Annotated in this window: 10 protein-coding genes; 9 read left to right on the forward strand and 1 reads right to left on the reverse strand. The window is 40.2% G+C overall.

The window, feature by feature from the left end:
• Window positions 1–192 precede the first annotated feature (192 nt).
• The 9 genes from DCO56_RS23040 (at window position 193) to DCO56_RS23080 (ending at window position 10,667) form a co-directional block, all read left to right on the forward strand.
• On the forward strand, window positions 193–2,298 hold the full coding sequence (locus DCO56_RS23040; RefSeq protein ID WP_108636069.1) for a peptidylprolyl isomerase: 2,106 nt from the start codon (window positions 193–195) through the stop codon (window positions 2,296–2,298).
• Between the two features lie 64 nt (window positions 2,299–2,362).
• Window positions 2,363–2,908 (forward strand): DUF2480 family protein, encoded by a 546-nt coding sequence (locus DCO56_RS23045; RefSeq protein ID WP_181390652.1) that lies wholly within the window; start codon window positions 2,363–2,365, stop codon window positions 2,906–2,908.
• Window positions 2,909–3,003: 95 nt separating this feature from the next.
• Window positions 3,004–3,789 carry a DUF3108 domain-containing protein gene (locus tag DCO56_RS23050; RefSeq protein ID WP_104385082.1) on the forward strand — a complete coding sequence of 262 codons (786 nt, stop codon included), beginning with the start codon at window positions 3,004–3,006 and terminating at the stop codon, window positions 3,787–3,789.
• Between the two features lie 5 nt (window positions 3,790–3,794).
• Complete coding sequence (locus tag DCO56_RS23055) at window positions 3,795–4,358, forward strand: DUF3109 family protein (RefSeq protein WP_108636071.1); 564 nt, start codon at window positions 3,795–3,797, stop codon at window positions 4,356–4,358.
• A 50-nt stretch (window positions 4,359–4,408) separates the two neighbouring features.
• Window positions 4,409–5,380 carry a polyprenyl synthetase family protein gene (locus DCO56_RS23060; protein WP_108636072.1) on the forward strand — a complete coding sequence of 324 codons (972 nt, stop codon included), beginning with the start codon at window positions 4,409–4,411 and terminating at the stop codon, window positions 5,378–5,380.
• The gene (locus DCO56_RS23065; protein WP_108636073.1) at window positions 5,380–6,432 is read left to right on the forward strand and encodes a TerC/Alx family metal homeostasis membrane protein; all 1,053 of its coding nucleotides are present in this window, start codon (window positions 5,380–5,382) and stop codon (window positions 6,430–6,432) included. Before DCO56_RS23060 ends, DCO56_RS23065 begins: the two co-directional genes overlap by 1 nt.
• A 200-nt stretch (window positions 6,433–6,632) precedes the next feature.
• Window positions 6,633–7,820, forward strand: a complete 1,188-nt coding sequence (locus tag DCO56_RS23070; RefSeq protein ID WP_108636074.1) for a C1 family peptidase — start codon at window positions 6,633–6,635, stop codon at window positions 7,818–7,820.
• A 113-nt stretch (window positions 7,821–7,933) separates the two neighbouring features.
• Window positions 7,934–9,172, forward strand: a complete 1,239-nt coding sequence (locus DCO56_RS23075; protein WP_108636075.1) for a thioredoxin family protein — start codon at window positions 7,934–7,936, stop codon at window positions 9,170–9,172.
• Between the two features lie 256 nt (window positions 9,173–9,428).
• Complete coding sequence (locus DCO56_RS23080) at window positions 9,429–10,667, forward strand: thioredoxin family protein (RefSeq protein ID WP_108636076.1); 1,239 nt, start codon at window positions 9,429–9,431, stop codon at window positions 10,665–10,667.
• A gap of 123 nt (window positions 10,668–10,790) precedes the next feature.
• Here the strand turns inward: DCO56_RS23080 and DCO56_RS23085 are convergent, their stop codons facing one another.
• On the reverse strand, window positions 10,791–12,914 hold the full coding sequence (locus tag DCO56_RS23085; protein ID WP_108636077.1) for a prolyl oligopeptidase family serine peptidase: 2,124 nt from the start codon (window positions 12,912–12,914) through the stop codon (window positions 10,791–10,793).
• Between the last annotated feature and the right edge of the window lie 149 nt (window positions 12,915–13,063).

A 13,063-nucleotide genomic window follows, 5' to 3' on the forward strand; every position in this document is an offset into this window, starting at 1 on the left:
TATGCTGACCTGATCATAAACTTTGTAATAAAAAACAGCAGAATACAAATAGTTTTCAAATTTGTTTTATTACATTCAGGAAAATATTCCGTTTTTTTTTATAAAAATTGTATCTTGCACCGCATTTTGCTATGCTATGCATAAATTAACGAAATACAAGTATTTACACAATATAAACACAATAAGCAGACTATGGGATTAATGGGCTTTTTGCGTAACAAAGCTGGTGTCATCTTGACCGCAGCGATGGCTATCGCAATTTTAGCATTTTTACTAGGCGATGTCGTTCGAGGAGGAGCCCCTTTTTGGGCGAGACATCAAAATCGTGTAGGGGAAGTCAACGGAACAGAAATTGAGTATCCTGCGTTCAACCAACAAGTGGAACAGGCCGAAGAAATGTTCAAACAACAAATGGGCGGAGCAGTTACTCCTCAAATGAGAACTTATGCTGTACAACAGGTTTGGAATCAATTCCTATCCAGAGAGATCTTGAAAAAAGAGATTGAAAAAATCGGTTTGACAGTAGGTAAAGATGAATTAAATGATCTAGTAAAAGGACCAAATCCTTCTCCTCAGATCGTACAGGCATTTACCAATCCACAAACAGGACAGTTTGACCATGGCCAATTGATGACTTTTATAAGTCAAATGAATACATCCGGTAACCAAGCGGTGGCACAGCAATGGGAAGTACTACTTGAAGGTGTAAGAGACGAACGCCTAAGCAGCAAGTATGGCGAATTGCTTTCGAACAGTGTTTACGTAACTTCATTGGAAGCTAACGAAGAATACCAAGAACGCAATAAATTGGCCAACTTCAAATACATCCTTTTAGATTACGCTTCTGTAAAAGATGCTGAAGCTAAAGTAACTGATGCGGATTTCCAGGAATACTATAATGAGCATAAAAACATGTTCAAAACACAAGAGGAAACACGTGCGATCCAATACGTTACTGTAGATGCAAAACCTCTTGCAAAAGATTCATTAGCTGTCAAAGAAGCGATCGACAAGTTAAAACAAGATCTTATTGTTGCGAAGGATGACTCACTATTTGCTTCCATCAATTCTGATAACAAATACCCATTCACCTACGTAAAAAAAGGTCAATTGAGCCCTTCACTGGATTCAGTTGTCTTTAACGTAGCAGCAGGTACTACGGTAGGTCCATTCTTAAGCAATGGTGCTTATGAAATTGCGAAAGTGGTTTCAACAGTGGTTGGTCCAGATTCAGTAAAAGCTTCTCATATCCTATTGGATGCTACGGCAGAAGGTGGTGTTGACAAAGCGTTGGCAAAAGCTGATTCAATCAAAGGCTTAATTCAAAAAGGAGATAACTTCGCAGCATTGGCCGTTCAGTTCAGCAGTGACCCGGGCAGTAAAACAAATGGTGGCGAACTTGGTACTTTTACAAGAGGCCGCATGGTACCGGAATTTGAAAAAGCCGTATTTGAAGGTAAAACCGGAGACATTAAAGTGGTAAAATCCCAGTTTGGCGTACACATCATCAAAATCGAGAAACAGATCGGTACTGCAAAATACGCTAAAGTTGCGGTTATCGACAAGGTTATCAACAGCGGCAAAGAAACTTTAAACAATGCACATAGCAAAGCGACAGCATTCTTATCTGCAGCTACTGCACAAAACTTCGCGCAAGAGGCTAAAAAACTTGGTTTAGAAGCTCGTACAGCATCGCGTGTTACAGCAATGGACAATGTGCTTGATGGTACTGAAGCGCCACGTGATTTGATAAAATGGGCTTTTGAAGCTAAAAAAGGTGATGTTTCAGACAAAGTCTTTGAAACTGAAACTTCTTATATCCTGGCGAGCTTAGTAAATGTACAACCGAAAGGGGTACTTTCTTTGGACGCGGTGAAAAAAGACATCGAGCCTGCAGTTAAAAATAAGGTTAAAGCTAAAGTCTTAAAAGAAAGATTTGACAAAGCTTTAGCTGGAGCTTCTTCAATTGACCAAGTGGCTCAAAAAGTGGGTAAATCGGCTATCCATGTGGAGAATGTGGTATTTGCCAACCCTGTTATTCCGGGTGTAGCCCTGGAAAATGCGGTAGTAGGTACTGTATTTGGTCTTCAACCAAATAAACCTTCGAAAGCAATTGAAGGAAACACAGGTGTTTATGTCGTGCAGGTGAATGGTTTCACAAATCCATCAGCAATCTCTGACATCAACGGACAAAAGAAACAAATGCTTGCAGCTAAAGCACAACGCGCTTGGGGATCTATTTTCCGCGCATTGCAAGACAAAGCTGAAATCATTGACAATAGAGTGAAATTCTTTTAGAAGATTTTTAAGTAAATTTGTAGCCGGACGAATTATCGTCCGGCTTTTTTTTGATAGAATAACTATGGAAATTCAAACAAATATTGTCAATAAAGTTGCGCAAAGTGGATTAATAACCGTTGATCTGGCGGATTATCATCCGAAGACCGACAATGTCCTATATGATATCAAGGACAATTTGTTCCATGGTCTGATGTTACGGGAAAAAGATTTCCGAGAATTCATCAAAACACATGATTGGTCACTGTATACCGACAAACATGTTGCCATCACCTGTACTGCTGATGCTATTGTGCCCACATGGGCCTATATGTTGCTGGCAAATAAGCTAGAGCCTTATGCTGCGGCTGTTATCTTCGGAGATTTAGATGAGCTCGTACGCATACAGTACGCTGCCGCTATTGACCAAATTGACATGGAGCAGTTTCGCGATCAACGGGTGGTCGTGAAGGGCTGTGGAGACACCTTCATTCCGGAATCGTCATTTGTTCAGTTCACGGTAAAACTTAGCAAAGTAGCTAAAAGTATTATGTACGGAGAACCCTGTTCAACAGTTCCAGTTTTTAAAAGAAGTCCTCAAGCGCCAAAAGCAGCTGACAAACAAGTATAAGCTACTGGCTCATGTGGGTTTCATCACCTTAAAAAGACAATTTATTCTGATGAAATTAACATTTCTTTTCAAACAATTTTCGTAAACTTACGTACATGAAACTTATATCGACATTGCTCCTATACTTATCAGTTTTTGTAAGTACAGTTTTCGCTCAGGATTTACCCCATTTAAAGGAATCGGCATTTAAAGGTGGAGAGAAATTAAAGTACAAACTCCGCTATGGTATAATTTCCGCAGCAACGGGAACGTTGACTGTCGGTGATACGAAAGACGGATTTGGGAATCCCTCCTTTCATCTGTATGCCGCAGGTAAAACAGCGGGAGCATTTGCCATTTATACTGTAAGAAACGAATATAACTCGTATATCAATAGTAAGACATTCTTGCCTTACTACTATACGGAAAACATCCGTGAAGGTGGTTACAGAAGGAACGATAAAGTACGTTTCAATCAGGATACACATACAGTGGTTGGTAATAAAGGAACATTTACATCCAAGGTGGATCAGACCTTTGATTTGCTGTCCTCCTACTACTTTGCCCGCAATCTGGACTTAAGTTCGGTAAAGCCCGGGGAATCCTTTAAACTGACCTATTTCCTGAATGACGAAATTGCGACACTGGGCATACAGTATATCGGAATCGAAAAAATAAAAACCGAATTGGGTACATTGGAGTGCCTTAAATTCAGCCCCGAAATTAAACCGGGACGTATCTTTAAAAAAAATAGCAAGCTATACCTTTGGGTAACCAACGATGGTAACCGCATTCCAGTGAAGGCCAATGTCGATATATTAATTGGCTCTGTCACGTTAGAACTTCTGGAAGCAAGCGGACTAAAATATAAATTGGGCCAAAAAGCAAGCTACTCAAAATAAATAGAATGATTGAAGTAGGAAATGTGTTGGTACACGAAGATCTGATCAATAATGACTTTGTGTGCAATCTATCAAAATGTAAGGGAATCTGTTGTATCGAGGGGGACTCGGGTGCACCTTTACTGGAAAGCGAAAAGGCCGTTCTGGAGGAGATCTATCCGAAGGTAAAACCCTATATGACAGAGAAGGGTATCGAGGCCATCGAAGAACAAGGCAAATATGTCGTCGATGTAGATGGTGATCTAACCACAACATGTGTTGATGGCAACAAAGAATGTGCCTATGTCACCTGGGAAAATGGCATTACCAAATGTGCGATCGAGAAAGCTTATGAGCTAGGCGAAGTTCACTGGCGGAAACCAGTCTCCTGCCACCTCTATCCTATCCGGACGACGCATTATCCAGAATTTGACGTACTTCATTACGACCGCTGGCATATCTGTAAAGATGCCTGTAGTTTTGGAAAGGAACTTCAGGTGCCAGTCTATAAATTTCTAAAGGATCCCCTGATCCGCACCTATGGCGAAGAATGGTACAAAAATCTTGAGCGGGCAGTCGACGAGTTGTAACAAAATTACTATCTTTAAGCTTTAACTTTTTTGGTATTTCATTCCAATTCATGTCAAAATTAACAGAGATCCAACGCCCTATTATACACGAACTTGAGGCTTTTGAAAAGAAATTCAAAGCATCTATGAAAAGCTCCGTACCATTGTTGGACCGTATCACGCAATATCTGATCAAACGCAAAGGCAAACAAATGCGGCCAATGTTTGTCTTTTTCTCAGCGGGCATCTGCAATGGGATTAATGAATCGACTTACCGGGGAGCCGCTTTGGTCGAATTATTACATACAGCTTCACTGGTACATGATGATGTTGTTGACAACTCGTATGAACGTAGGGGGTTCTTTTCCATCAATGCACTATGGAAAAATAAGATCGCCGTGCTGGTCGGTGATTTCTTGCTTTCAAGAGGTTTGTTGCTTTCTGTAAAACATCAGGATTATCACCTGTTAAAAATTGTTTCAGAAGCAGTCGATCAAATGAGTGAAGGTGAATTACTTCAGATCGAAAAGGCCCGCAAGCTGGACATCGAAGAATCCATTTACTTTGAAGTCATACGGAAAAAAACGGCTTCGTTAATCGCATCCTGTTGTGCCTGCGGTTCGGCTTCATCCAATGCGAATCAAGAGACGGTGGAGAAACTCCATCAATTTGGTGAAAAAATTGGCATTGCGTTTCAGATTAAAGATGACTTGTTCGATTTTGGATTAGATGATGTGGGCAAACCGCTCGGCAATGATATCAGAGAGAAAAAGATGACTTTACCCTTGATTCATGCCTTAAATCAGACAAGTTCCAGCGAAAAGCGGAGGATCATCAATCTGGTTCGAAACCATAATGAAGATCCGAAAAAGGTTGCTGAAGTCATCGATTTTGTACGCAACAGCGGTGGACTGGAATACGCAACGGACAAAATGCTGGAATACCAACAAGATGCTTTTCGGATCCTGGAGGATTTCCCTGATAACGAATACAAAGAAGGATTATTACAATTGGTAAAATATACAACAGAAAGAAAAAAATAATGAGTCACGAATTAATGTTTTTTGGAGGTTTTTTAATCTTCATCGCACTGATGCTAGCCATTGACCTTGGATTATTCTCCAAGGGTGATAAGCCTGTTAGCTTAAAGACCGCAGCAATTATGAGCGCAGTATGGGTATTGTTCTCTTTAGGCTTCTATTGGCTGCTACGCCACTATGGATTTGAATTGCATAATATCCATGATTTAAATCATCTACAAGAAGTCATCACCAAACATCACCACGAGATCAAAATTATTCCCGGCGATCTGGCGGCAAGTTTAGATGTCTATAATAAAAACCTGGGGTTGGAATATTTGACAGGTTATGTGGTTGAATATGCACTTTCAGTGGATAATATTTTCGTGATGGTACTCCTGTTCACCTCATTTGGAATTCCTGAGCGCTATTACCATAAAGTCTTGGTTTGGGGTATTTTGGGCGCAATCATTATGCGGTTCTTGTTTATTTTCCTCGGAGCAACCCTGATCGCTAAATTTGGCTGGATTCTATATGTCTTTGGTGCCTTCCTTGTCTTCACTGGTATCAAGATGTTTATCAACCGCAACCAAGAGGAAGAAGTCGATCCGCAAAACCACCCGGTGGTCAAATTTGCCTCTAAATATTTTAAGGTAACACCAAAATTGGATGGTGGTCATTTTTTCCATATCGAGAATGGCGTAAAATACATGACACCGCTATTCTTGGTCTTGTTAGTGATTGAATTTACCGATCTTATTTTCGCCGTGGATTCTATCCCAGCTATTTTCTCGGTGACCAAAGATCCGTATGTGGTATTCTTCTCGAATATCTTCGCCATCCTTGGATTGCGCTCCATGTTCTTCTTATTGGTAAATATTATTCATAAGTTCCAATATCTAAAAGTTGGTTTAGCATTTTTATTAGTCTTTATTGGTTTGAAGATGTTATTGCATCACTGGCTGGCAGAAGTTGGCTTTACAACGACGCATTCCCTGATTGTGATCATCAGTATACTTGCCTTAAGCATTATTGCTTCGCTGCTCTTTCCTAAGCATAAAGAAATTGCCGAATAAACATAAAAGCAAGGGGTCGTAAAAATTACGACCCTTTGCTTTTCAATAATTTAAGCCTAGTTTTTACGCCTATAATCCAACCTAGAATAAGGATGGAATTACAGCCTATTTTTAAGAACAATTATTTTACAGAGGAATTTACCTTACTAAATTTAATTTATTTAATTTAGCACCACTTTAAATTAACAAAATACTAACAAATGAATTGGAATAAATCGATTGTACTAGCCGCGTCTCTTTTTGCAGCTTCATTCCAAGTACAAGCACAGGACAATTTGATCAATGCCTTAAAAGCAAATCAAAATGACAATAGCAAATCCGGATTTACATTTACAGAAGTTATCAATTTAGGTAACACCTCGATCAAGGATCAAGGTTCTTCAGGTACATGTTGGTCTTATTCAGGAAACTCGTTTTTAGAATCCGAGATGATTCGTATGGGTAAAAAACCTGTGGAGATCTCTCAGATATATACAGCACGTAATACATATTTAGATAAAGCACGTACTTATGTACGTCTTCATGGCGGATTATCTCTGGGCGAAGGCGGTCAATTCCACGATGTGCTGAATTCATTCCGCAAATATGGTACGATGCCACAATCGGCCTATACTGGTCTTCACTACGGCAGCACACGCAATAACTTCGGTGAAATGACCTCCATGCTCGACGCGATGTTAGGTTCGATTGTAAAAGGTAAAGCTTTGACTCCAAACTGGGAAAAAGCCTATACGGCAGCAATGGACTCTTACTTAGGTGAAGTGCCTGAAAAATTCGATTACAACGGTAAATCATATACGCCACGTACATTCGCAGATCAGGTAATCGGGATTAATCCAGATGATTATGTTGGTATCGCTTCGGTGACCGATCACCCTTATTACAGCCAATTTGTACTGTTGATTCCAGACAACTGGTCATTTGACCGTTTCTACAACGTTCAGATGAATGATTTAACAGACATCATTGACAATGCTTTACAAAAGGGGTATACTGTTGCTTGGGCAACTGACGTGTCAGAAAAAGGATTCTCCTGGAAAAATGGCGTGGCGTATGTGCCAGAAAAACCATTCGAGCAAATGAGCGAGCAAGAAAAAGCAAGTATGTTTGTTGGTCCTAAACCCGAAATGAAAATCACGCCAGAGGAGCGCCAGAAAGCTTTCGACAATTGGCAAACAACAGACGATCACGGTATGCATATCGTAGGTCTGGTGAAAGATCAAAACGGAAAAGAATACTATATCGTTAAAAATTCATGGGGAACATCCAATGATTACAAAGGATATCTGTATGCTTCCAAAGAATTTGTACGCTACAAAACAACTTCTTTACTGTTACATAAAGACGGTCTGACCAAAGATTTAAAATCAAAGATAAATATCAAATAAGCGATTTAAAGATCCTTTAAAACACCTCTGAAATTAATCTTTCAGAGGTGTTTTTGTTTTCAGATTAATTTGATAACTTAAACATAAATTATAAATCTAGTTGTTCAGTGAGTATGAGAAGTATAATCACATTATGCCTTGCAATTTTATTTGGGAATTTAGCACAGTCCCAGACCAAAGGGGTGAAATTTGTAGAAGGATTAAGTTGGAAACAGGTCAAAGAAAGAGCGAAGGCAGAAAATAAGTTTATCTTCGTAGAACTTTTTGCAACCTGGTGTGGCCCTTGCCAATACATGAGTAATGAAATTTTCCCTTTGGAACAGGTTGGTGAGCCCATCAATCAAAATTTTATCAGTGTCCGGGTTCAGATGGACTCCACCGAAGCGGACAATGCTGCTGTCAAGAAATGGTACGCTGACGCCCGTGCCATTTCCAATGAGTACAATATCCAGTCCTTTCCGACCTTTTTAATCTTCAATCCAAACGGGGAAGCTGTACACCGCATTGTTGGTGCGAGCGATGCCCCTGAGTTTGTCGAACATGTATCGGACGGACTGTATCCAGAAACACAGTATTATACCCTATTAAAAAAATTCGAAAAAAGGCCTCAGGATATCTACACGGCCAAACAGATGTTAAAAGCGGCAAATATCGCTTATGATGAGAATACCGCCCGTAAAGCCGAGAATACTTTAGCCAACTCCTTGGGCACCGACGAGCTTTTTAAGAAAGAAAATGTACATATTCTATTGGCTGCGGCAAAGTTTACAAATTCAAAAGCTTTTAACCTGATTCGCAACAATAAGGAAAAAATAGATATTCTGCTGGAATCTCCGGGAATCGCCAACCGTACACTGGCAAACGTCGTTGTCAATGAGCTTTTCCAAATTAAAATAGACGCCAAACACGAGCCTAATTGGGATAGTTACCAAAGCGAGCTATCCGCAAAATATCCGGACATAGACTTTGTCCCCATGTTTAAAAAGATCAAGGCACACTATTATCTTCAGGTCAAGAATTATGTGGCCATGAAAAATACCATCAATGATTATCTATCGTCAGAGGATTTTACGGCCCATCAATTAAACACCTTTGCATGGACGATCTTTAATAACAGCAGTGATCCTGAATGTATCGACGCAGCGATCAGCTGGAGTAAAAAATCGATTATAGAGGACCCCAGTTCTGCATTCTTAGACACATATGCCAACCTACTGTATAAAAAAGGTGAAAAAGACAAGGCGATCAAGTGGCAAAATAAAGCGATCGAAATGGCCAGTGACGACGATCGACCGATCTATCAGGAGACATTGGACAAAATGACCAAAGGGATAAAAACCTGGGAAAATTAGAGATCGCCTTCAGGGATCCCGCGCTTGACTTTTTAAAGAATATGCTTTAAATGCAATGACCGGATCTTTAATATGTGGAATATAAAATAAGGCAATGTCGCAGAGGCATTGCCTTATTTTATTGATCCGGGTTTTAATTAGACCGATGCATCCATCGATGCCTCAAAATAGTAAACTCCTTGATTAATTTTTTTTACAATATTTTTCTCGATCGCAATTTTAATTCCGTAAATTAACATCTAAATATCAACGGATTATGAAAAAGTTAATTTTAATGTTATTCCTGATTCCAACACTCCTATTTGCGCAAAGTGAAGGTGTAAAATTTGAGCATGGCCTCAATTGGAATCAGATAAAAGAAAAAGCGGCCAAAGAAAACAAATTTATTTTTGTGGATTGTTTCACCACCTGGTGCGGTCCCTGTAAGTATATGGCAAGTACAATCTTTCCACAGGCAAAAGTAGGAGATTTCTTCAATGCCAAATTTATCAACGCCAAAATCCAGATGGATAAAACCAAGGACGACAGCGAGGAAATAAAATCCTGGTATGCAGAAGCAGATCGTTTTGCCAAAGATTATACAGTAAGAGCCTATCCTACATTCCTGATCTTCGATTCAAAGGGCAATCTTGTCCATCGGATTGTCGGTGGCGGAGAAGCAGATGCTTTTATCGCTAAAGCCCAAAAAGCGCTTGACCCAAATACGCAATATGAAACCCTATTGGCAAAATTCAATGCTGACCCCAAAAATATAACGATTGCAAAAGCCATGGCTGCGGCAGCAAAAGATGCCTATGATAAGGAAACACAGGCAAAAGCAGAAGGCGTTGTATTGGCTTCGCTATCAACGGATCAGATCTTTACCAAAGACAATGTCGAGTTGTTGCTTTCTTCGGCAAGTATTAAGGATTCAAAGGCATTTAACTTAATAAAAGATAACCCAGCCAAATTTGACGCCATCAGTGAGAAGATTAAAGCAAATGATTTCTTAGCTAAACTATTGATCGGTGAAGCTGTCAATACCAAAATACAGGCTAAAGAAGCCGTGGATTTTGCTGCTATCGAAAAAGAACTGGCTCAGAAATACCCAACGGTCAATACCGAAAAGGCGAGTCTGGAAATGCAACCCCGCTATTTCTCCTATACCAAAAACTATCCCGGTTTGAGAGACAGTTTTAACAAGTATATTGCCAAATACGGTTCAACGATCACTGCGATGGAACTCAACAATATGGCTTGGTCTATTTTTGAAAACTGTGATGACCCCGCTTGTTTAAAAGCAGCTTCGGAATGGAGCAAATTATCACTGGAGAAGGAAAAAGATACACCAATGTATCTGGATACCTTTGCAAATCTTCTTTATCGTCTAGGTGATAAAGATCAGGCTATCAAAACACAGGAGAAAGCGATCTCACTTTTGACAGCAAATGATAAAAAAGAGGATTATGTAGCAACGCTGCAAAAAATGAAAAAAGGCGAAAAAACCTGGGAATAATTCTTGTCTCCAAAATAAAAATATAAAGTCCAGATCAAGCATGTTGGTCTGGACTTTTTTATTGTCTTCGGATAAGCGCAATCGACAACGAAATCAAGCTGTGGAAAGTTCCTCCCGATATCCTTATTTCAATTCTTTGACCCCCATATTCCAGAGCGCAAAAGCATATTTATCAACTGTACTATTGATCAGCACCTCGGTAGATCGGCCAGCACCATGTCCGGCCTTTGTTTCGATACGGATCAATACGGGATTATCACAAGCCTGTTTGGCCTGTAATTCGGATGCAAACTTATAAGAGTGTGCCGGCACAACGCGGTCATCATGATCGCCGGTCAATACCATGGTTGCCGGATAACAAACACCTGCTTTCACATTGTGCACGGGTGAATAGGCTTTCAGATAGTCAAACATCTCTTTACTATCCGCAACTGTTCCATAGTCGTATGACCAGCCCGCGCCAGCGGTAAATGTATGGTAACGCAACATATCCAAGACACCCACTTCCGGCAATGCGACTTTGGCAACCTTAGGATCTATGGTCATTGTTGCTCCAACAAGCAAACCACCATTGGAACCACCAGACAATGCCGTGTATTCGGGTGAAGTATAACCATTCTCTTGCAGATAATGTGCCGCAGCGATAAAATCGTTAAATACATTCAGCTTGTTGAACTGTCTTCCACCATCATGCCATTTTTGACCATATTCGCCACCACCACGTAAGTTTGGAACTGCATATACACCCCCATTTGCCAGCCAAACCGCAACAGAAGTGCTGAAAGATGGTGTCAGGCTGATATTAAAACCACCATAGCCATATACAATTGTTGGATTTTTACCGTTCAGAGCGATGCCCTTTTTATACGTAATAATCATGGGCACTTTCGTTCCGTCCTTGGAAGTATAAAACACCTGCTTCGATTCATATTGATCACTGTCAAACTTGACATTCGGTTTGATATAGAGCGTCGATTGTCCCGAGTTGACATCAAACTTATAGCTTGATGAAGGCGTAATATAATTCGAGAAACCAAAGTAGATCTCTTTTTCCTTTTTCTTGCCCGAGAAACCACTTGCGGTTCCTACACCCGGCAATTCGATCTGTCTGATTTTTTTACCGGTATAGTCGTATTGGATCACAACCGAGACGGCATCTTTCAGGTAATTTGCGAATAGATAACCACCACCAGTACTGATTGAAAGTACATTTTCAGTTTCCGGAATCACGTCTTTCCAGTTTTCTTTGGCCGGATTTTTCAGATCTACTTTGACTAATCTATTATTGGCCGCCTTATAATTTGTTTCCAATAGAAAAGTATCCCCGATATTATCCACTACGCCTGTATTTGCATCAAAATGATCCTGTAGGCAGATGATTTTGCTATTGGGTTTACTCAGATCTTGGTAATAAAGCTCATTCCCCGTAGTTGTATTGGCTGCAGAGATAATCAGATAGCGTTGATCATCCGTTAATGAAGCGCCCACATAACGTCTCGGCGTTGCCGAACCGCCAAAAATCAGCTGATCCGTAGACTGTGCTGTTTTGAGCTTATGGTAATACAATTTATGCTGGTCTGTTTTTTCCGACAGTTCAGACCCCTTGGGTTTGTCATAACTCGAATAGTAAAATCCGTCGTTTCCTTTCCAGGCGATGCCTGAGAATTTCACATCCACAAGCGTCTCTCCCACTGGCGCTTTATCCTTAGCATTCAACACAATCACCTTTCTCCAGTCCGAACCGCCCTCAGAGATCGAATAAGCAACCAGACTTCCGTCCTTTGAAAAAGAAACATCGGCCAAAGAAGTCGATCCATCTTTTGAAAAGGTATTTGGATCAAGGAAAACCTCCTCTACACCATTCTCACCTTGTTTACGATAAAGTACGGAATGCTGCTGAAGTCCATTATTTTTAAAGAAATAGGTATATGCCCCCTCCTTGAAAGGAGTTCCTATTTTTTCATAATTCCAGATTTCCGTTAATTGCTCTTTCAATTTTGTCCGGAAAGGAATGGTATTTAGATAATCAAAAGTGACTTTATTTTCGGCTTGGACCCAACTTTTAGTTTCTGCTGACCGATCGTCCTCCAACCAACGGTAGGGATCGGCTACTTTCTCGCCCCAGAATTCGTCTACGACAGAGCCTTTGCTCGTCGTTGGATATTTCAACTGTTGTCCACAAACAGTAGTTGCTGTACCAGCCATACCGATCATCATCAGGATAAGACCAATTTTTTTGTTTATCATAAAAAACTTTATACTTGTTTCACCCAAAAATAACAAATATAATTTCAGATTTCATAACGATAGCTTAAAGTAATGTCATTATCAGGGGATATTGAACAATAATTCACGTCTTCAGACCAAAGGCCGGATCTCATCCTGATGAAATTTTC

It is taken from the genome of Sphingobacterium athyrii (genome assembly GCF_003071065.1).
Taxonomy (GTDB): domain Bacteria; phylum Bacteroidota; class Bacteroidia; order Sphingobacteriales; family Sphingobacteriaceae; genus Sphingobacterium; species Sphingobacterium athyrii.

What these genes read in the sequence shown, in the direction of transcription:
- DCO56_RS23050 (WP_104385082.1), top strand. Translation starts at nt 3,004, where the DNA reads ATGAAACTTATATCGACATTGCTCCTATACTTATCAGTTTTTGTAAGT.
- DCO56_RS23060 (WP_108636072.1), top strand. Translation starts at nt 4,409, where the DNA reads ATGTCAAAATTAACAGAGATCCAACGCCCTATTATACACGAACTTGAG.
- DCO56_RS23040 (WP_108636069.1), top strand. Translation starts at nt 193, where the DNA reads ATGGGATTAATGGGCTTTTTGCGTAACAAAGCTGGTGTCATCTTGACC.
- DCO56_RS23085 (WP_108636077.1), bottom strand. Translation starts at nt 12,914, where the DNA reads ATGATAAACAAAAAAATTGGTCTTATCCTGATGATGATCGGTATGGCT.
- DCO56_RS23070 (WP_108636074.1), top strand. Translation starts at nt 6,633, where the DNA reads ATGAATTGGAATAAATCGATTGTACTAGCCGCGTCTCTTTTTGCAGCT.
- DCO56_RS23080 (WP_108636076.1), top strand. Translation starts at nt 9,429, where the DNA reads ATGAAAAAGTTAATTTTAATGTTATTCCTGATTCCAACACTCCTATTT.
- DCO56_RS23075 (WP_108636075.1), top strand. Translation starts at nt 7,934, where the DNA reads ATGAGAAGTATAATCACATTATGCCTTGCAATTTTATTTGGGAATTTA.
- DCO56_RS23045 (WP_181390652.1), top strand. Translation starts at nt 2,363, where the DNA reads ATGGAAATTCAAACAAATATTGTCAATAAAGTTGCGCAAAGTGGATTA.
- DCO56_RS23065 (WP_108636073.1), top strand. Translation starts at nt 5,380, where the DNA reads ATGAGTCACGAATTAATGTTTTTTGGAGGTTTTTTAATCTTCATCGCA.
- DCO56_RS23055 (WP_108636071.1), top strand. Translation starts at nt 3,795, where the DNA reads ATGATTGAAGTAGGAAATGTGTTGGTACACGAAGATCTGATCAATAAT.